This is a genomic window from Phosphitispora sp. TUW77 (genome assembly GCF_048453025.1).
GTDB lineage: Bacteria > Bacillota > Thermincolia > Thermincolales > UBA2595 > Phosphitispora.
The window spans coordinates 1,286,394-1,304,615 of record NZ_CP156677.1; the positions used below are offsets into that span (position 1 = coordinate 1,286,394).

General features: G+C 41.1%; 23 protein-coding genes. 18 read left to right on the forward strand and 5 right to left on the reverse strand.

The features are described from left to right. Window positions 1-14 precede the first annotated feature (14 nt). The 10 genes from ABFY19_RS05960 (at window position 15) to ABFY19_RS06005 (ending at window position 9,894) form a co-directional block, all read left to right on the forward strand. On the forward strand, window positions 15-470 hold the full coding sequence (locus ABFY19_RS05960; protein ID WP_418792546.1) for an N-acetyltransferase: 456 nt from the start codon (window positions 15-17) through the stop codon (window positions 468-470). Window positions 471-523: 53 nt separating this feature from the next. Next, the gene (locus ABFY19_RS05965; RefSeq protein WP_418792335.1) at window positions 524-1,936 is read left to right on the forward strand and encodes a diguanylate cyclase; all 1,413 of its coding nucleotides are present in this window, start codon (window positions 524-526) and stop codon (window positions 1,934-1,936) included. A 27-nt stretch (window positions 1,937-1,963) separates the two neighbouring features. Further along, the gene (locus ABFY19_RS05970; protein WP_418792336.1) at window positions 1,964-3,424 is read left to right on the forward strand and encodes a DHA2 family efflux MFS transporter permease subunit; all 1,461 of its coding nucleotides are present in this window, start codon (window positions 1,964-1,966) and stop codon (window positions 3,422-3,424) included. A 99-nt stretch (window positions 3,425-3,523) separates the two neighbouring features. Further along, window positions 3,524-4,780 (forward strand): DUF6612 family protein, encoded by a 1,257-nt coding sequence (locus tag ABFY19_RS05975; RefSeq protein ID WP_418792337.1) that lies wholly within the window; start codon window positions 3,524-3,526, stop codon window positions 4,778-4,780. A gap of 142 nt (window positions 4,781-4,922) precedes the next feature. Beyond that, window positions 4,923-5,684 carry a hypothetical protein gene (locus ABFY19_RS05980; RefSeq protein ID WP_418792338.1) on the forward strand — a complete coding sequence of 254 codons (762 nt, stop codon included), beginning with the start codon at window positions 4,923-4,925 and terminating at the stop codon, window positions 5,682-5,684. Between the two features lie 97 nt (window positions 5,685-5,781). Further along, a complete protein-coding gene (locus ABFY19_RS05985) occupies window positions 5,782-7,125 on the forward strand; it encodes a TldD/PmbA family protein (protein WP_418792339.1) in 1,344 nt (447 codons plus the stop codon). A gap of 104 nt (window positions 7,126-7,229) precedes the next feature. Beyond that, complete coding sequence (aroQ, locus tag ABFY19_RS05990) at window positions 7,230-7,664, forward strand: type II 3-dehydroquinate dehydratase (protein ID WP_418792340.1); 435 nt, start codon at window positions 7,230-7,232, stop codon at window positions 7,662-7,664. Further along, window positions 7,664-8,731 carry a M24 family metallopeptidase gene (locus tag ABFY19_RS05995; RefSeq protein ID WP_418792341.1) on the forward strand — a complete coding sequence of 356 codons (1,068 nt, stop codon included), beginning with the start codon at window positions 7,664-7,666 and terminating at the stop codon, window positions 8,729-8,731. The genes aroQ and ABFY19_RS05995 overlap by 1 nt, the downstream gene beginning before the upstream one ends. 68 nt (window positions 8,732-8,799) lie before the next feature. Then, window positions 8,800-9,357 (forward strand): elongation factor P, encoded by a 558-nt coding sequence (gene efp, locus ABFY19_RS06000; RefSeq protein ID WP_418792342.1) that lies wholly within the window; start codon window positions 8,800-8,802, stop codon window positions 9,355-9,357. 72 nt (window positions 9,358-9,429) lie between these two features. Further along, window positions 9,430-9,894, forward strand: a complete 465-nt coding sequence (locus ABFY19_RS06005; RefSeq protein WP_418792343.1) for a CD1247 N-terminal domain-containing protein — start codon at window positions 9,430-9,432, stop codon at window positions 9,892-9,894. A 154-nt stretch (window positions 9,895-10,048) separates the two neighbouring features. Here the strand turns inward: ABFY19_RS06005 and ABFY19_RS06010 are convergent, their stop codons facing one another. From ABFY19_RS06010 to ABFY19_RS06030, 5 genes are all read right to left on the reverse strand, one after another. Further along, on the reverse strand, window positions 10,049-10,516 hold the full coding sequence (locus ABFY19_RS06010; protein ID WP_418792344.1) for a type II toxin-antitoxin system HicB family antitoxin: 468 nt from the start codon (window positions 10,514-10,516) through the stop codon (window positions 10,049-10,051). A 360-nt stretch (window positions 10,517-10,876) separates the two neighbouring features. Continuing rightward, window positions 10,877-11,131, reverse strand: coding sequence for a hypothetical protein (locus ABFY19_RS06015; RefSeq protein WP_418792345.1), 255 nt, complete (start codon window positions 11,129-11,131; stop codon window positions 10,877-10,879). Further along, window positions 11,121-11,555, reverse strand: coding sequence for a hypothetical protein (locus ABFY19_RS06020; RefSeq protein WP_418792346.1), 435 nt, complete (start codon window positions 11,553-11,555; stop codon window positions 11,121-11,123). Before ABFY19_RS06020 ends, ABFY19_RS06015 begins: the two co-directional genes overlap by 11 nt. Before the next feature lie 258 nt (window positions 11,556-11,813). Then, entirely contained in the window at window positions 11,814-12,092 is a 279-nt protein-coding gene (locus tag ABFY19_RS06025) for a type II toxin-antitoxin system RelE family toxin (protein ID WP_418792347.1), read from the reverse strand. Then, the gene (locus ABFY19_RS06030) at window positions 12,085-12,387 is read right to left on the reverse strand and encodes an AbrB/MazE/SpoVT family DNA-binding domain-containing protein (RefSeq protein WP_418792348.1); all 303 of its coding nucleotides are present in this window, start codon (window positions 12,385-12,387) and stop codon (window positions 12,085-12,087) included. The genes ABFY19_RS06025 and ABFY19_RS06030 overlap by 8 nt, the downstream gene beginning before the upstream one ends. A gap of 197 nt (window positions 12,388-12,584) precedes the next feature. Between ABFY19_RS06030 and spoIIIAA the strand changes: the two genes are divergently transcribed. From spoIIIAA to ABFY19_RS06070, 8 genes are read left to right on the forward strand one after another with little or no spacing between them, the layout of a single operon-like run. Beyond that, window positions 12,585-13,607 (forward strand): stage III sporulation protein AA, encoded by a 1,023-nt coding sequence (spoIIIAA, locus tag ABFY19_RS06035; protein ID WP_418792349.1) that lies wholly within the window; start codon window positions 12,585-12,587, stop codon window positions 13,605-13,607. Window positions 13,608-13,626: 19 nt separating this feature from the next. Then, window positions 13,627-14,145, forward strand: a complete 519-nt coding sequence (gene spoIIIAB, locus ABFY19_RS06040) for a stage III sporulation protein SpoIIIAB (protein WP_418792350.1) — start codon at window positions 13,627-13,629, stop codon at window positions 14,143-14,145. A 35-nt stretch (window positions 14,146-14,180) separates the two neighbouring features. Continuing rightward, the gene (spoIIIAC, locus tag ABFY19_RS06045) at window positions 14,181-14,378 is read left to right on the forward strand and encodes a stage III sporulation protein AC (RefSeq protein WP_418792351.1); all 198 of its coding nucleotides are present in this window, start codon (window positions 14,181-14,183) and stop codon (window positions 14,376-14,378) included. Between the two features lie 14 nt (window positions 14,379-14,392). Then, the gene (gene spoIIIAD / locus ABFY19_RS06050; RefSeq protein WP_418792352.1) at window positions 14,393-14,779 is read left to right on the forward strand and encodes a stage III sporulation protein AD; all 387 of its coding nucleotides are present in this window, start codon (window positions 14,393-14,395) and stop codon (window positions 14,777-14,779) included. Between the two features lie 41 nt (window positions 14,780-14,820). Further along, the gene (gene spoIIIAE / locus ABFY19_RS06055) at window positions 14,821-16,047 is read left to right on the forward strand and encodes a stage III sporulation protein AE (RefSeq protein WP_418792353.1); all 1,227 of its coding nucleotides are present in this window, start codon (window positions 14,821-14,823) and stop codon (window positions 16,045-16,047) included. A gap of 11 nt (window positions 16,048-16,058) precedes the next feature. Next, window positions 16,059-16,736: a stage III sporulation protein AF gene (locus tag ABFY19_RS06060; protein ID WP_418792354.1), complete on the forward strand. Its 678-nt coding sequence runs from the start codon at window positions 16,059-16,061 to the stop codon at window positions 16,734-16,736. 11 nt (window positions 16,737-16,747) lie between these two features. After that, window positions 16,748-17,416 (forward strand): hypothetical protein, encoded by a 669-nt coding sequence (locus ABFY19_RS06065; protein ID WP_418792355.1) that lies wholly within the window; start codon window positions 16,748-16,750, stop codon window positions 17,414-17,416. Window positions 17,417-17,420: 4 nt separating this feature from the next. Continuing rightward, a complete protein-coding gene (locus ABFY19_RS06070) occupies window positions 17,421-17,987 on the forward strand; it encodes a SpoIIIAH-like family protein (protein WP_418792356.1) in 567 nt (188 codons plus the stop codon). The last annotated feature ends 235 nt before the right edge of the window (window positions 17,988-18,222 follow it).

Below are 18,222 nucleotides of genomic sequence, written 5' to 3' on the forward strand. Positions count from 1 at the left end.
AAGGTTATGGTTTGATGATTTACCGCAAAGCAAGGATTAGTGATGTAGAATGTATTCATGCACTGATTACTCACTATGCGAATGAAGGCTTGATGCTGGCCCGATCGAGGGCGCTTCTTTATGAACATATCAGAGATTTTACCGTTGCTGAAGATAAGGATAAGGTAATAGCTGCCGGAGGGCTCCATATTTTATGGGAAGACCTGGCTGAGGTGCGCGCCCTTGCTGTTGACCCCGAATACATTAAAAAAGGGATAGGAAGGGAATTAATAAACTGCTTTATCAGAGAATCGCGGGAGTTAAGAATTTTTAAGGTATTTTCCCTTACCTACCAGCCTGATTTCTTCAAAAAATGCGATTTTCGGGTTATATCGAAAGATAAGCTGCCACACAAGGTATGGAAAGAATGTATAGATTGTCCAAAGTTCCCTAACTGTGATGAAACAGCCGTGCTGCTCGAGATAAGCTGATTGTATTGATTCGGCGGTGTTGAGTTAGCTCTGTCTGATTGGGGTGAGTTGGAATGAACCGATTTTTTAATGTTGATGTTTTACTGAGACTGTTTGAGAGTATGCATATCGGGATTATCTTTGTGGACCCTGACGGTATTGTCCGGTACTGCAATATTCCTGCAGGTATGATGAAAAATATCCGCAAGGAAGTGCTTGTGAACAGGAGTCTGTATGACTGTCACTCTGAGGAGATACATTCCAGAATCAGGGATATTATTAAAACAATCAAGGAAGAAAAAGTTACCGAATGGAAAAAAATAAATATTCATTCGGAACCGGATCTGGAGAATCTGGTATCACCTATGTTTACCTCTGAAGGTGAGTTTCTTGGCATGGTAATGGTAAGTCTTGATGTTGCCGGGAAACGAGAGCTTGCTGACCGTATCCGCAAATCGGATAAAGAGCTGTCGGTTCTTCTGAAGGTAAGCCACACACTTAATTCCTCACTTAACCTGAATGATGTCCTTTTTAAGATACTGCTGTTGGCAGTAGAAGTAATTAGTTTTAAAACTGGCACAATTTTTCTTCTTGATGAAGAAACAGAAAACCTTGTTCCAATGGCTACCACAGATTGTCTGCTTGGTGAGGCACCGGCAGAAACCATTGACTGTGCCTCTTCAGAAAGTATTATTGCTTTTGCGGTAAAGTCGGGAACAATGATAAGCTTACAGCGTGGCAAACCCGGGTTTGAAAGGATTGTAAAAAGGCCGGAAATAAATGCACTGTTTATTCTGCCGCTAAAAGACCAGGACAAGTGCCTGGGTGCGCTTGTGGTAGAATGTGAGGAATGGGATGTTTTTGGCCCAGAGGAACAGAAGCTTTTGTATGCATTTGCCAATCATGCCGCTATAGCTATAAAAAATGCCCAATTATTTGCCAGGACTCAGAAAATGGCGTTTATTGACGGACTTACAGGATTATATAACCGCCAGTATTTTGACCAGATTCTAAATCAGGTTGTTACCCAGTTAAAAAGGAAAGACATGTACCTTTCCATTATCATGGTTGATGTGAATGACCTCAAATTTATTAATGATTTCTTTGGTCACGTTATAGGTGATCAAATTATCAAAGCTGCATCACATGTTTTGCAGCATAGTGTTAGGGATACCGATACCGTATGCCGTTATGGAGGGGATGAGCTGGTTATTCTTCTTCCTAATACCACCAAGGAGGAAGCTCATATCATCTACAAACGGATACTGGAAAATGTCATTAAATGGAATGAGGAAAAAAATGACAACAATGATATATCTCTTAGTTTGAGTATCGGTACAGCAACGGCATTTGGACGTGATGGCCTGAGTGATATATTAACCAGGGCCGATCAGAGTATGTATGAAGATAAAAGAAGATATAAAATGGGGATTCGTGACCAGACTCCAATTGATCGGGCTAAGAAACAATACTATTCCTCTTCATGACTTTACCGGGATTAAAGGAGTAGCGAGATGGTGTCATTTAAGGAAGAATTAAAGAAAAGGCCATATTATAAATGGTTGGTTTTTGGCAATGTTGCCGTGGGTACTTTTATGGCTACCCTGGATGGGAGTATAGTTAATGTTGCTTTACCGACAATTTCCGTTAATTTCGGTGTTGGCAAGGAGACCTTGCAGTGGGCGGTAACAGCATACCTGCTGACTATTTCGAGCCTGCTCCTGGCTTTTGGCAGGCTGGCGGATATTATTGGCAAAAACAGGGTTTATGCAGCGGGTTTTCTCGGTTTTGTTTTGGGGTCTGCTTTATGCGGGTCGGCTGTTACTGTGCATCAACTGATAATCTTAAGGATAGTCCAGGCGATAGGAGCAGCTATGATGATGGCAAATGCCATGGGGCTGATAACTTCGTGCTTTCCGCCCAGGGAGCGGGGACGAGCCTTGGGCAGTATGGGAACTGTGGTTGCTTTGGGGAGCCTCACAGGACCCGCTTTAGGAGGTTTTTTGGTTAGCAGTATGGGATGGCGGGCCATATTTTATATTAACATCCCTATCGGTATTCTAGGATTTATCGCAGCCCTGTTTATACTTCCAAGAGACAAGGATATACTGCAAAAGCAGAAATTTGATTATTTTGGGGCGTTGCTGTTCGGAGGCGGAATAACGTCTTTTCTTCTGGCTCTGTCCGAAGGCCAGGAATATGGTTGGCTGTCACACAAGGTATTGTTTCTTTTCGCAATATCGGTTATACTGCTCGGTTTATTTTTTATTGCAGAACTAAAAATCAGGCAGCCTATGATTGACCTTTCCCTGTTCCGGAATCGGATGTTTTTGGCAGGCAACCTGGCAGGACTGCTGTCTTTTGTAGCGATGTTCTTTGCCAATTATCTGCTGCCATTTTATATGGCTGAAATTCTTGGGCTAAAGCCATATCAAATGGGACTGGTGATGACTGCTTTTCCTGTGGTTATGGCCCTGACAGCGCCCTTAAGCGGCTGGCTTTCTGATAAAATCGGGCCGCTTCTGCTGACCACCGGGGGGTTGACCATTAATGCAATTGGGCTGTTTTTACTGGCAGATATAAGTATAGATATGTCACCTTTGTCAGTTGCCTGGAAAATGGCTTTAATGGGATTGGGTGCGGGGATGTTCCAGTCACCTAATAACAGTTCTGTTATGGGAACTGTTCCGCCTCCTAAGCTGGGGATTGCCGGGGGTGTTGTGGCAACCGTAAGAAATGTTGGAATGGTAATAGGGGTTGCCCTTTCTGTGGCGATTTTTAATGCCCGGTTTACAGCACTGAAATCAGTTATTACATATAAGGCGGCTTATGTTGAGGCACTTAGTCTTGTTTTTACGATTGCAGCGATAATTGCCCTCTTTGGTGCAGCGATTTCATTCGTGAAAGGCGGGGTAATATCGGAGAGTTCTGGCGAACCTGAAACTATCAGGGTTGCTGCAAAAACTAAAAACTGAGAAAAATTAACAATTTTTAAAGGGAATTTGCGGACTCTTGTTTAATATACTAATTATGGAGTAATAACCATAATGTGTTAATAGTAAGGGGGAGAAAAATTGAAAAAGGCTGTTCAGGTTTTTATATGTCTTATATTCATCTTAACCGCATTTTCCTCTATGGCATCTGCAGCAGAGCCCGTAAAAGTCCTGATTGATGATGAGGTCATTACCTTTGATGTAAACCCGGTGATTCGTGAAGGCAGGACACTGGTGCCGGTAAGGAAAATAATTGAATCAATGGGCGGAGAAGTAATTTGGAATGCCGACAATAGAACAGTTATTATTAACAAAGGTGATGACAATGTAGTCCTGATAATTGACAGTAATCTGGCCAAGGTCAATGAAAAAGATGTTATTATGGATGTGCCGGCAGCTATTATTGATGGGAGAACCCTGATACCACTGCGCTTTGTTAGTGAAAACCTTGATGCTGTGGTTTCCTGGGATGCAGCTACCCGTACCGTATCCATAAAAACTCCTGTCAATATTGATGAAGAGGCATATGCCCTGCTGGTTGCCTCAATGGAAAAAAACAAGGATCTCAAACAGTATAATGTTGATATTGAAGGAGAAATGGAAATAGCAGGCACTGGTTTGGCAGAAACGGGAAATATTACTGTCGGTATTGTCGGAAACATGAAAATTGATGCTGAAGCACCGGCTTATGCTTTTAATGGCAATCTTATATTTACCCAGGGAACTCAGAGTCTGGAAATGGATTACGAGTTTGTATTTAAAGATTATGTGTTATACATTAAAGACCCGTTAACCGGAACCTGGACGATACAAGAGATGAGTGAAGAGGAAGCAGCAGCTTTTGCTGAGCTTATCGAGCAAAGTAATTCATTAGCTATTGATTATACGGCATTTCTTGATGCTGTAAGAGAAAGCGGCGCTTTTCGAAGTATAACCTTTGCCGGGGAGCAAACTATAAATGGCAAGCAAACTACGGGTGTAACTTTAGAAATTAATGGTGTGAAACTGGCTAAGATATTAGAAATGATTTTTACAGATTATTATGGTGAAACATTGTCCGAAGCTGAAATGTACGATGAATTGTTTACTGATTTGTCTGCTGAAATTCAACAGGTATTAACTGTTAGCAAGCTTAATTATACGTATTGGATTGGTAACAAAGATGATATCTATTACGGTTGTGACTATGAAATGATTATGGGGATTGATATGGGCCCGGAACAAGGGAATGTCAATATGAAAGGCGATTTCTCGATGACTTTATCAGATATCAATCAGACTCAGGTGATTACAGTCCCTGAGATTACAGAAACAGCAGCTGATGTTATATCTGATTAGTTAATGTTATATCTAATTAATAATTAACTCTTAACTTTTTGAAGAAACCAGGATATGTTTCATTTTTTGAGACTATACCTGGTTCTTTTTTGTCATTTTGAGACATAATTTGTTTACGGAAGTTTAATAAAAGGAGGTTGCTATGAAGAAAGGGAAGGCGTTATTTATTTTTTTGGTTTTAGCGTTAGGGGTCTTTATGTATTTCTGGGAGCCGTGGAATGCGCGTTGGTTAAATTCAGAACCTGAAAATGCTGTAGAGATCCTAATGGAAAGTAGAAAGGCAGTAGGGGATATCGAAAATTATACGTACAAAAGCCACATATCGGTAGGCAACCAAGTGAATGTTGACATACTGGACAGGATTGACCGCGAAAAAGACCAGCAAATAGTTGATTTTACCTGGGAAATACCTCAATTGTCAGGAGAAACTTCGATGTATGTCCAAGGTGAAGAGGTATATGTTTTAAGCCCATTAAAGAAAAAGTGGGTGAAGCCTGAGGAAGATCCATCGGCAGGGCCGTTTGTTAAATATTTTTACAGGCAATTGAACCTGGTAGACCCGGTATCAAACGTTCTCCGAACAGACACGCAAAATGAAAATGTATCATTGAGATCAAAATCCGGACAGGAATATGTGATTGAGGTAATTCCGGACGCAGGTGCTCTTTCGGAGTTAACGGATTCTATGCCGCCGCAATTGAAAGGGGCCGAGCTAAAGGAAATAAAACAGGTGTTTCGGATATCACGGCAAAGTTATTTACCCGTGAATTATCAGGTTTATGCCAGGGTTTCACTTTTCGGCCTGGCATCTATGCAGCTTGAGGTCGTTAGTGAACCGGAAGAATATGATAATACTGAACTTAATATTCCTAAAGAGCTGGAACAAAAGCTAAAATCGAAGTAATTCGCTCTTGGAATACCGCTGCATATTGTGCAGGAATATTCTTACTTTCATTGAATTATACTATCTTAGAAGATTTTGAAAGGAGTTGTGATTTTGTATGGCGAGCAGTTTTGACGGATTGGCAAAGCTAGTGGTGGACAAGGCACAAGAGTTAGGTGCCAGCCATTCGGAAGCTTTTTTGATTAGATCGAAAAACCTCAGCATAGATGTCAGGGCGGGGGCGGTGGAGACACTAAAACTTGCTGAAGACCGGGGCCTTGGTGTAAGGATATTCCGTGACGGAAGAATAGGCTTTGCCTATACCTCCGACCTTGGTGAAACGGCTATAAATGAAATTGTGAGACAAGCTCTGGCTAATTCAGAAAAGACCACACCTGATGAATTTAACATTATGCCGGCTCCAGGACGGCAATATGATGAAATGGATCTCTTTGACCCACAAATATCTCAGGTTTCTGTTGAAGAAAAAATTGATATCGCTAAAAGAATAGAAAAATCTGCTGTGGATTCTGATAAACGAATTACCATAACAGAACGGTCTTCCTATTTTGATGCCGAGTACGAGGTTGCCCTCGCAAATTCCTTAGGAATTATGACATCTTATCAAGGCGCTTACTGCGGTTGTTATGCAGACCTGGTTGCCGAGGAAAATGGTGACAATCAGACAGGTTTTGCCCTTAAAATAGGTCTCAGGTACAATGAGCTTGATCCTGAAAAGATTGGGCAAGAAGCAGCTCAAAAGGCGGTTCGGAAACTGGGTGCCAAGTCAGTCAATACACAGAAAGCGGTTATTGTGTTTGATCCATACATTGGAACCAGTTTTTTGGGGATTATTGCTCCCGGCCTTTCGGCTGAGGCTGTTCAAAAAGGCAAATCATTGTTTGCCGGCAGGGTGGGACAGAAGGTTTCTTCAGATAAGATTACAATTATAGATTATGGTTCAATGCCTGAGGGTATTGCTTCTTCTCCTTTTGACGGGGAAGGTGTGCCGACAACGAAAACTGTCCTTGTTCAAAACGGAGAGCTGATGGGATATCTTCACAATACTTATACTGCAGCAAAGGACAAGGTGTGGTCGACAGGGAACAGTACCAGGAACTCATTTAAAAGCACTCCGGAAATAGGTATCACTAATTTTTTCATTGAACCTGGGGCCACACATCCCGATGACCTCATTAAGGATATTACAACCGGACTTTATGTTACTGATGTAATGGGTATGCATACAGCAAATCCCATTTCCGGTGACTTTTCTGTCGGCGCTTCAGGTATTTGGATTGAAAACGGCAAATTTACTAAGCCTGTACGGGGAATAGCTATTGCAGGGAATATATTGGATATCCTCAATGAAGTTGAGGATGTCGGCTCTGATTTGACGTTTTTTGGCAGTAAGGGGTCGCCTACTATCCGGGTTTCGCGGATGATGATCAGTGGTTCATAGGCATGGCAGTGGCAGGCCGCCCAACAAATCAAATAAATACTATTCAAATTAGAGAAATTGTGTTAAAATTTCAGAGTGGAAGATATTAGTCTGGAGTGATAAGATTGCCAAAACTACTTGTGATTAATGGTCCAAATTTAAATCTCCTGGGGATGAGAGAACCGGGTATTTATGGTTCACAATCCCTTGATGCTATTAATGATAAGCTGAAAGTGCTGGCAGAGGAACTGGGATTGAAACTCGAATTTTTCCAGTCTAACCATGAGGGTGCAATTGTTGATAAGATACATGAGTGTGTTTCGGGAATTGACGGTATCCTCATTAACCCCGGAGCGTTTACCCATTACAGTTATGCTATACGTGACGCGGTTGCTGCAGTAGGAGTTCCATGTGTTGAGGTGCATTTATCCAACATTCATGCGCGTGAGGAGTTCAGGAGCAAATCGGTAATCGCCGCAGCATGCCTGGGTCAGGTTTCGGGCTTTGGAGCCTTTAGTTATCTTCTGGGACTAAGGGCGCTGGCTGAAAAGGTATTATAATGAATCAAAGGATAGAGGCTGTTCGTAAAATAATTAAGGAGAACCGGCTTGACGGGTTGTTTATTACAAAACAACAAAACTGGCAATACCTAAGTGGTTTTACTGGAACAAATGCAATACTGCTGTTCACTCCTTTCGATAATTATTTCATTACGGATTTCAGATATTTGGAACAGGCACATTTAGAAACAGAAGGTTTTCATATTGTTGAGCCACGTACCCTGGTTGAAGATACCTTGGTTGATCAGGTGAACGGTCTTGGGTTGACCAGAGTGGGTTTCGAAGGGGACAACCTTACATATACCCAGTATGTCGATTACAAAGAGAAAACCCCCGGTGTTGAGTTGGTTTCCCTTAACCAGGCTGTGGAGAAAATACGCCAGGTAAAAGATGACCGTGAAATTACTGCCTTAAGAAAAGCTGTTTCTATAGCAGATATGGCCTTTGACTATATACTCAATTTTATCAGACCAGGTGTCAGTGAGTCTGAAATAGCTCTGGAAATTGAGCATTTTATGAAGAAACAGGGCGCTCAGAAATCTGCTTTTGACATTATTGTGGCTTCAGGACGGCGGGCGGCACTGCCGCATGGGGTGGCTACTGATAAGGAACTTGCAGCAGGTGAACTGGTTATTCTCGATTTTGGAGCAGTTTTTGCAGGTTACCATTCAGATATGACCAGGACTGTAGTTATCGGGAAGCCTGACCCTGATCAAAAGAGGATCTACGATATTGTTCTTACTGCACAAAAACGTGCTTTAGACACTCTTAAGCCTGGGATACGGTGCTCTGACACGGACCGCGCGGCCCGTGATTTTATTAGGGCAAAGGGTTATGGAGCTAATTTCGGACATGGCCTGGGTCATAGTGTGGGACTTGAAATACACGAAAAACCTGCTTTGGCCCCCAAAGATGATACTGTTCTCCAACCGGGAATGACCATAACTGTGGAACCTGGAATCTATTTGAGCAATTGGGGCGGGGTTAGAATAGAAGACCTGGTATTGGTCACCGGGAGCGGCTGTGAGGTGCTTTCCGCTTCACCAAAAGAGCTTCTTGTACTCTAATTGTTTTGAAACTGCACCTGCAGTAGAAATAATGTATACAATATGACTTAGGGGGTTATGAAAAGGAAATGATATCCACTAATGATTTTAAAACCGGAGTAACTGTTGAAATTGACGGAGAGGTATTTGCCATAGTTGATTTTCAACACGTTAAACCAGGTAAGGGTTCTGCTTTTGTGCGTTCCAAACTGAAAAATGTCAAAACCGGAGCAGTTGTTGAAAGAACTTTTAATGCCGGAGAAAAAATGGCCAGAGCCCACCTTGACCGCAGGGAAATGCAGTACCTGTACAATGACGGGGATGCTTATAATTTTATGGACAACCAGAGCTATGAACAGCTCAGTATCACCAAGGAACAACTTGAGGATGCTATCAAATATTTAAAAGAAAACACAAACGTAAATGTCCTTATGTACAAGGGCAGTGTTATCGGTGTTGACCTTCCCAACCAGGTAGAACTTGAAGTTACTGCCACTGACCCTGGGATTAAGGGGGATACTGCTTCTGGTGGCTCCAAGCCGGCAACTGTGGAAACCGGTGCAGTTGTACAGGTTCCATTTTTTGTAGAGGTTGGCGATATCCTGCTTATTGATACTCGTACAGGGAATTATATCAAGCGGGCATAAATTTTTGTTTAAATTCCCCTGAAAAAAGTTATACTATACAAGTCAAAAGACTTTTTAAAGGGGGTCTATCTCTTGAAAAACACTAAGGAAAAAATTGCTTACCTTCAGGGACTGTCCCAGGGTTTGGATGTAAATGAATCATCCAGGGAAGGTAAAGTTCTCTCAGGAATAATCTTGGTTCTGGATGATTTGGCGGAACAAATTGAGGATATTGAAATTGCCCAGGAAGACCTGGAAGATTATGTTGAGAGTATTGATGAAGAACTCTATGACCTCGAGGGAGACCTGTTAGGTCATGAAGACCTGATTGAAGAGGATCTGGTAGAGGTGGTATGCCCGAAGTGTGAAGAAACTGTTTGCTTTGAAGCAGATATAGTCGATGATGAGGACCTGATAGAGGTTATTTGTCCTAACTGTGATGAAGTGGTATATATAAATGATCAGGACCTCATTGAGGGGATGGGTGTTGTTAAAGGAAATTCTTTTGCTGTTGAAAGAAGAATGTCTTTGACCGGAAGGGTTGAAGATGATATTTAGAGTATAGAAGAGGGACAACCGCCGCTTTATGCAGGGAAGCATATAAGCGGCGTTTCGTTTATGTAATTTTTCGGGCAATAAATCAAAATGTGACATTGATGGAATCGCTCAAAACGTCACATAAAGAAGACCAAGCTAGTTGGCCTCTGAAAGATTATTTTTTGGTTATATGCCTTTTGGGTTTTAGAAGCGAATGATATGATGGTTTATCTTTGATTTTCTTTAATCCAAGGTAAGAGATTAATGCATTTTGCAAAACCTGAGAGAAGTTTACTTTTTTCTCCTCAGCGAGATCATTTAACCATTTTGGTAGTGTAAGTGTTTTTTTCACAGCCTTTTCTGCCATTTCATCACGAATAGGTGGCATCCATACTTCAATCAACGCTACAAACTGGTTTTTATCAAGATTCAAGCTTGAAATAGGTGATGGTTCCGGAATGGGTTCTCCTTCGTCTTCAAGACCGTATAAATGTAGTTCCAGTGCATCTTTAGCCATATAAAGGGCATCATCGTCTGTATCACCACATGATAAGCATCCTGGTAAGTCAGGAAACTCAACCGAAATACCGTCTTCTTCAATAGAGAAAACAGCTGGGAAAATATATTTGTCTTTCTTGTTCATGGATTTCAACCTCCTTCTAGCTTAAGTTCACCGCGACACCTTGCATCTTTCCAACCATCGTTATATAAGAATTTAAGTATTTCTCTTGAAGAATACGATTTCATAAAATACTCCTATAGTATATCAATCAAAGATATTATAACACGTATAAAGACACGTGTCAATAAAGCAAGGATGATAGCCGTCCATCGCCTAACAACGCTGAAGACGGCTCGGCACAAGGCCTCGGCCCAAATTTCCCCGTCCTCGGTTGTCACGATTTTTGCGGTAAGTGTGGTAGTGGATGCAAGAGCAAAAATCGCGCCAGCGCTGCGGGCGGGAAAAGTTTATTACCAAGCTTGGTCTTTCAATAATTTATACTTATAAATGTTTTTCTATGTATTCTTTCATTTCAAGTACATTGCTGAATTTTAATGAATTAGCAATTGCTTTTGCAGTACCGGAAGCGATGACATCTCTATCTTTGTGGTAATCAAACTTACAAGTCCGCCATATGCCATCCTTACCAATGCCACAATAGAGATTTGATCCTTTTTGCTGTGGTTTCATAATAAAATGAGCTAATAGTTTTTTAATCTCTCCTTGCTTAAAACGTATCGGCATATTAGAAGCCAATCGCTTTCTTTATTTTTTCTCTATCTCCATTGCATCGTAGAAGCTTCAATACATATACCTGTTTTATTTCTGACTCAACTCTAGAGAACATATCAATTTTATCAACATAAACGGTTAAATACTCAATTATACTAGTTAATAAGTCTTCAATAGCCAATTCAACGGTTTCTCCTTCACCGTAAAGGTCAATCTCATTTAATGCAACAGTATGAACTCCCAATTCTTCATCTTTTTCAACAAGAGGAGAAAAAGCTAACTTGTCTAAAAGCTTATCTAAGTAGGCAGTTTTGATATGAGATACTTCTTCGTCCTGGTTATTAGAATTGTAAGTGATAACTTCGATTCCTTTTAAAGCCATATTATTTAATTCGGAATAATATTTTTTGGTATCTCTTATGTTGTACCTAGGCATTGTTATACTCATTTTTCCAACCTCCTTGCCAGTGTTCATATATTTCACCTTTCTTCTTTCATTATAATTTTATTAGTCATCGTAGTCAAGATGTGCTCTGTAGTCACGATGGTCTTTGTATTATATGTAAATCAATAAAGAAATATTACAAAGACGCAGTCGCGATATTCCAAGGCTTACACAAATTGTTCGTTAACGAAATCCGCCCAACGCATTAGGCGAAATCGATGCAACCAGGGTCAAAAAAAAAATCACAGAATTACTCTGTGGCTAATCTACTGGGAATACATCTTCATGTTTCCCGATAATATAAAAAGTATTAATTTGGTCCTTGCCTTCCGATAGAACTTCAACAATTATCCTAACTGATATATTTACACTAATTTCAAAGAAATTATCGGTTCCTTGAACTTTTTTATAGCGCAAAGACGGGTGAGAAGGGTCTTTGATGAATAATTCAATGGTTTTAGTTGCCTGCTTAATTGTATTTGGATCTAATGATTTGTATTGTTTATCAAATTTTCGGGTTGAACGAAATTTCCTAGTCATTGTCTAAACCCTTAAGAAACTCATCAACATTTGAAAATTCTCGAATCCTGCCAGAATCCAGATCTTTTTTTGCTTCTATCATATCTTTTTGAGTTTTGTCAGTCCAAAAATATGCTTGACTTGAGGGTATAAGCTTATAAGGCTCCATGATAATCTTGTTTCCTTCAACTCTAACTTCTAACACGTCACCTTCAGCAATTTTTAGCTTATCTCGTATTTCTTTAGGCAGACTAATTAAATTGCGTCGTTGTACTGATACTCTATGAGATTTAAGAACCTTCTTAGGAGTAGGCACAAAAACACCTCCATCGATATATGTAATTACAGTATAACCGTTATTACGTAAAAACGCAACGAACCATAAAATAATACTTTACGCCATAGTGTTGACAGGCTTTGCGGAATTTGCCGGAAAGCCTGTTTTTTTAATGTCCATTTTTAATCATAAAACTTGTACTTCAACCATAACTATATATGGAAGGGGGACAAAGTATGGCTGACGGCACTGCTGTTCAAAGCAAGAACTGCCTAAAGGACGGGGATTCAATGGTATGTATGATTTCCCGTGACATACTACCTGCCCTGCCCAACAAGATCAGGGAGATAATTGTGGAGTTGCCGGGGGAAATTCTTAACCAAATCGAAGAAATCCGCCTGCGCTATGGTAAACCACTAATCATTGGCCTTACCAGGGAGGATGTTATGGTAACCTCCCTGGGCCAGGTGACAACTGTCCCTGAATTTGCCTATATGGTAACTGATCAGGATATGAAAAGGACGGTCCAGCTTATCAGTGGGTCCTCAATATATGCTTTTGAAGAAGAGTTAAAAAACGGTTTTATTACTATCAGGGGCGGTCACCGGGTAGGAATATCCGGCAAAGTGGTTGTGGACCGCGGCAAAGTTAAAACCATTAAATATATTAACGGACTAAATATCCGGGTAGCCAGGGAAGTTGCCGGGGCTGCCGATACGGTCCTGCCATATTTGGTTGACCCGGTTTCCGGTGAGTTCTCCCATACGCTGATAATTTCACCACCACGGTGTGGGAAGACCACATTGCTAAGGGATATTGTCAGGCAGGTGAGCAGCGGGATACCGAAATTAAATTTCAAGGGAGTTCCTGTTGGAGTAGTTGATGAGCGTTCCGAGATTGCCGGCTGTTATCATGGTATACCTCAAAAAGATATTGGAAATAGGACTGATGTCCTTGACGGATGCCCTAAAGCTGAAGGGATGATGATGCTCATCCGGGCTATGGGCCCCCGGATTATTGCAGCTGATGAAATAGGCAGGCAGGAAGATGCTGCTGCCCTTGAAGAGGCGCTGAATGGAGGAATCAAGGTGTTGACAACAGCACATGGTTCCGGTCGGGAAGAAATTTCCCAAAGGCCTGTACTCAGGTATATCATAGAACAGCGTATTTTTGAGAGGTTAATTATCCTTGGGAGGTCAAGGGGTGTAGGTACAATAGAAGATATCATAGACTGTATGACAGGTAAGTCACTATTGTAAACATTTGAGGTGAGATGGGATGATAAAGGTCATTGGTGCCTTCGTAACCCTTGGTGCTTGTGCAAGTATGGGTTTTACGTGGGCGGGAATATATGAGAAGCGGCCGCAGCAGTTAATATATTTGGGTCAAGGATTGCAGCTCTTAGAAACAGAGATTTTGTATGGGGCAACCCCACTTGTGGAAGCCATGGAACAGGTGGCTGTCAATTGCAGTCCTGAGGTTGCCGGCTTATTCCGCTGTACTGCGGGAGAGCTGTGCAAGATGGAAGGCCTAACCGCAGGGGAAGCCTGGGAAAGGGCAATTACTAAAATTTCTGTGAAAACAGCTTTGTCTCAGAAGGATTTGCAGATTCTAAAGAGGTTTGGAGTTTCCTTGGGGGCATCTGACAGGGAAGATCAGGCCAAACACCTTAAAGTAGCTCTAAGCCAAATAAAGCTGGCAGTTGCTGAGGCTGAAGCTGCAGCAAAGAAAAATGCCATAATTTATAAATACCTTGGGTTTCTCGGCGGCTTGTTGCTGGTCTTAATTTTGTATTAAATAAAATACAAAAAATATTAAGGGAGGTCTATAAAATGGATACCGACCTGATTTTTCAATTAGCCGGAATTAGTATTGTAATTACAGTAATTTATACGGTTCTAAAACAAGCGGGGAGAGATGAATTTGCTTTTTCCACCTTATTGCTTGGTATTGTAGTAGTCCTTGCAATGGTTATTCCAAAGATTGCCGGGTTGTTTGAGACAGTGCGCTCTGTTTTTCAAATTTATTAAGAGGTGAATCGCTATTGGAAATTATACAAATCGTCGGTCTGGGCCTGGTGGTAACCATCCTTATAGTTATTATAAAACAACAGCGGCCTGAATTGGCTATCCAGCTAAGTGTTGTCACTGGGGTAGTAATCTTTTCGATGATGCTGGGGAAAATCAATTCAGTAGTGACTCTAATGAAGGAACTTGCCCAGAAGTCAAATGTCAGTATCCTGTATATGGGAACAATCATGAAAATAATAGGGGTAGCTTATATAGCTGAATTTGGGGCACAAATATGCAGGGATGCCGGAGAAGGGGCCATAGCTTCTAAGATAGAGTTTGCGGCAAAGGTAATTGTAATTGTCCTGGCTATTCCGGTTATCGTGGCTGTATTTGATTCACTTTTGAAACTGATACCGTAAGTGATGCTTTACTAAAGATTGCTTAGGGAGTTGGACATCTGATGAATATATCCGCTTTCCGTGGATTGATACCAATGGTCCTGTTTAGTCTAATTATTCTCCTGTGTTTAAACACCACGGCGGCATTAGCGGCTCAGGGTGAAACAACATTATCTGCAGGCATAGTTGAGAGTAGTTCAGAAGCGGAATTAAAAGAACAAATAACTGCACTGGACTTGGAAACAATAGAGAGACATCTTAATGAACTGAACCAAAATATAAATACATATATGCCCGAATTGGACCTCAAGGACATGCTGGCAAAGCTGGTGCGCGGAGAACTGGGGCTTAATGTGGAAGATGTCATTTCCGGATTGCTTAAGTATCTCTTTAAAGAAATGGTAGCAAATTCGAGGCTGCTGGGACAGTTGTTGATACTTTCCGTGCTTTGTGCTGTTCTTCAGAATGTACAATCTGCATTTGAAAATGGAACTGTGGGAAAACTGGCCTGGTCAGTGTGCTTTCTCGCCATCCTGTCCCTGGCCCTGAGTTCGTTTACTATAGCTATTCAGACAGGACGACAGGCCATTGAAGACATGGTCTCATTCATTCATGCAATGCTGCCGGTGCTGATCACACTGCTAACCGCAATGGGGAATATAACCACGGCTTCACTCTTTCATCCCCTTACACTGGTTGTGCTGAGCACTATCAGTACCTTGATAAAAAACGTGGTTTTCCCACTCGTGTTTTTTTCTGTAATATTGGTACTCGCCGATAAAATTACTACTAGGGTTGATGTCTCCAAACTGGCTGATTTATTGAAAAGCTGGAGCATTGGATTATTGGGCCTGTTTTTTACAGTGTTTCTGGGTTTCATGATGGTGCAGGGGATAGCAGGTTCAGTTGCTGATGGTGTTGCTATGAGGACGGCAAAATTTGGCATCGGGGTATTTGTGCCGGTGGTGGGCAAGCTTTTTTCCGATGCCTTGGAAGCAGTAGTAGGAACGTCATTGCTGCTGAAAAATGCGGTGGGATTAGTCGGAATATTGGCCGTTTTTTTTATTTGTGCATTTCCAGTGCTGAAAATTTTGGCATTGATGCTTATTTATAAAGTAGCTGCAGCTCTTATCCAGCCAATAGGAGACAAATTGATTGCTGATTCATTAAATGCCATGGGGAATAGCCTGACAATTGTATTTACTTCTGTAACAGCGGTTGGAATAATGTTCTTTTTTGTAATTGCTATTTTGGTAGGGGTAGGGGATTTGAGTCTGATGCTAAGGTAGGTGATAGCTGAATGGAAACATTACGGATTATGGTTAAAAGTATTTTGATTATTATATTGATGACTGCTTTCTTGGAAATCGTTTTACCAAGAAGTGATATCAAAAGATATATCAACCTTATTATTGGGCTGTTTATTATAATTGCTGTTTTGAACCCAATTTTAGCGATATTTAATACCGGTTTTGATTTTGAGGTATTCAGTGCTGTCCCAGAGGGGATAAATGGGGATACCGAGACTCTAATAAACAAGGGCAGGGAAATTTCTCGGACAAGGGACAGCAGGGTTGCCGCAGACTATAAGGAGAAGCTGGAAAAACAAGTTAAATCCATATCCGGATTTTACCGGGATGTCAGTGTGGCTGATGTGCAGGTTGATATGGTAGCAGATGCTGAAGCCCCTGACTTTGGGAAAATAAATAAAATAATACTCTGGACAGATGTAACGGCAGAAAAAAGTGAAGCCGAAGAAAGTGGGGGAATGCAAGGAGAAGTTAAGATAGATGGACTAAACGTAGATGAAGTAGATATAAACATAGATGATGCAGATGTAAACATAGAGCCGGAGAAGGATGCAGCGGAGAATTTACTAGAACCGATGTTGGGAAATCCTGACAACAGCAGGGGATTAAGGGAAATGGTTGCTGATTTTTATGGTTTATCAGCCGAACAAATTGAAATAAAAAATTAGGAGGTGTTGTGATGAATAAGTTTTTGGAGTTTATTAGGAATTTGCTCAATAATGAAAGTGAAACCGAAAAAATGCCTTTTGCCGTCAGGAGATTAAACATGCTGATGCTTGCGGTGGGAGCAGGTGTTCTCTTGATTGTCCTGGCAAATACCTTTGCTGCAGGGAATAATCTCCCGAATGCGCCTTCTGATGAGCGTTCAGGTTTGGGGATTACTTCGGAAAAAGACGTGGGTGAAAGCAGTATGCAGGAAGAAAGCCTTTCAACAGGTATTACCAACCTGGAAAATCTCCTGGCCCAGCGTTTGGAAATGGCATTAGTTCGGATTAACGGAGCCGGTGATACCAGGGTTACCGTAAATCTGGCATCTACTACTGAAAAGGAGTATGCAGTTAATACGACTACAAATAAAAAAAATACTTTGGAACGAGATCAAAAGGGGTCAAACCGCACTATAACCGAGATAAATGAAGACGGTCAGATTGTTCTGGTTAAAGAAATGCAAAGCAGCAGTGAGACTCCGGTGGTTGTAAAGGAAATTAAACCTGAGGTCAAGGGTGTAATTATAGTTTCCGAAGGGGCAGCAAATCCGGAGATAAAAGCAGCCCTGATGAATGCAGTTCAGGTTTACCTGGATGTGCCATTATATAAGGTAGTGGTCCTACCGATGGAGGGCAGGTGATTAAATGAATATGCTGTTTGTAAATAAAAAAGGGTTATGGATGGGGCTTTTTATGTTGGGGGTTTTTCTGATTGCCGTAGGTTTGTTCCAAATTAAAGAATATCAATCGGATAGAAATATCATTACCGGAGATGCGTCCGGGGACATTATTACCGAGGATGCGGCGTCCGGGGATATCATTAGCGAGAATACTGCAGTTGAGGATAAAGGTGGAGAATATAATGGAGCCTTTTTTGTTGAGTACAGGCTGGAACGTGACCGGACCAGAAGCCAGCAGATAGATTTGTTAAGGGAGATTGTAAATAATGGCAACTCATCAACTGAGATTAGAAATGAGGCCCAAATGAGATTGCTATCTATTTCACAAGCCATTGATACTGAAATGAAACTGGAGAACCTTATTATAGCTGAAAGTTTTAAGGATGCAGTGGTTTTTGTTGAGGAAAAATCGGTTACTATAATAGTACAGTCACCTGTACTTACGGAACCTGACAAGGAGAAGCTGACGGCAATTTCTGCAAGGGTTACAGGCATTAATGCCGAAAATATTGCAGTTTTTACAAAATTATAAGAAATTGTACGGTTTTATAATGTTCGTAATATTGTATACTTGTTTAAAACATATTGAAATATGGTATGGTACGGCATATAATTATAAAAAGCAGGCCTTACTATTAAAATTAATGGTCTCAGGTTGTAAAAACACAACCTGAGCTTTATGTTGTTTATCATGGTATATATGGAAAGTATAAATTTTATCTTATCTGCATAAAAAAGGCTAAGCTTCGCCTTATAGTATATTTTAG

What these genes read in the sequence shown, in the direction of transcription:
- ABFY19_RS05960 (WP_418792546.1), top strand. Translation starts at nt 15, where the DNA reads ATGATTTACCGCAAAGCAAGGATTAGTGATGTAGAATGTATTCATGCA.
- ABFY19_RS05965 (WP_418792335.1), top strand. Translation starts at nt 524, where the DNA reads ATGAACCGATTTTTTAATGTTGATGTTTTACTGAGACTGTTTGAGAGT.
- ABFY19_RS05970 (WP_418792336.1), top strand. Translation starts at nt 1,964, where the DNA reads ATGGTGTCATTTAAGGAAGAATTAAAGAAAAGGCCATATTATAAATGG.
- ABFY19_RS05980 (WP_418792338.1), top strand. Translation starts at nt 4,923, where the DNA reads ATGAAGAAAGGGAAGGCGTTATTTATTTTTTTGGTTTTAGCGTTAGGG.
- ABFY19_RS05985 (WP_418792339.1), top strand. Translation starts at nt 5,782, where the DNA reads ATGGCGAGCAGTTTTGACGGATTGGCAAAGCTAGTGGTGGACAAGGCA.
- ABFY19_RS05995 (WP_418792341.1), top strand. Translation starts at nt 7,664, where the DNA reads ATGAATCAAAGGATAGAGGCTGTTCGTAAAATAATTAAGGAGAACCGG.
- efp (WP_418792342.1), top strand. Translation starts at nt 8,800, where the DNA reads ATGATATCCACTAATGATTTTAAAACCGGAGTAACTGTTGAAATTGAC.
- ABFY19_RS06010 (WP_418792344.1), bottom strand. Translation starts at nt 10,516, where the DNA reads ATGAACAAGAAAGACAAATATATTTTCCCAGCTGTTTTCTCTATTGAA.
- ABFY19_RS06020 (WP_418792346.1), bottom strand. Translation starts at nt 11,555, where the DNA reads ATGAGTATAACAATGCCTAGGTACAACATAAGAGATACCAAAAAATAT.
- ABFY19_RS06025 (WP_418792347.1), bottom strand. Translation starts at nt 12,092, where the DNA reads ATGACTAGGAAATTTCGTTCAACCCGAAAATTTGATAAACAATACAAA.
- spoIIIAA (WP_418792349.1), top strand. Translation starts at nt 12,585, where the DNA reads ATGGCTGACGGCACTGCTGTTCAAAGCAAGAACTGCCTAAAGGACGGG.
- spoIIIAB (WP_418792350.1), top strand. Translation starts at nt 13,627, where the DNA reads ATGATAAAGGTCATTGGTGCCTTCGTAACCCTTGGTGCTTGTGCAAGT.
- spoIIIAC (WP_418792351.1), top strand. Translation starts at nt 14,181, where the DNA reads ATGGATACCGACCTGATTTTTCAATTAGCCGGAATTAGTATTGTAATT.
- spoIIIAE (WP_418792353.1), top strand. Translation starts at nt 14,821, where the DNA reads ATGAATATATCCGCTTTCCGTGGATTGATACCAATGGTCCTGTTTAGT.
- ABFY19_RS06060 (WP_418792354.1), top strand. Translation starts at nt 16,059, where the DNA reads ATGGAAACATTACGGATTATGGTTAAAAGTATTTTGATTATTATATTG.
- ABFY19_RS06065 (WP_418792355.1), top strand. Translation starts at nt 16,748, where the DNA reads ATGAATAAGTTTTTGGAGTTTATTAGGAATTTGCTCAATAATGAAAGT.
- ABFY19_RS06070 (WP_418792356.1), top strand. Translation starts at nt 17,421, where the DNA reads ATGAATATGCTGTTTGTAAATAAAAAAGGGTTATGGATGGGGCTTTTT.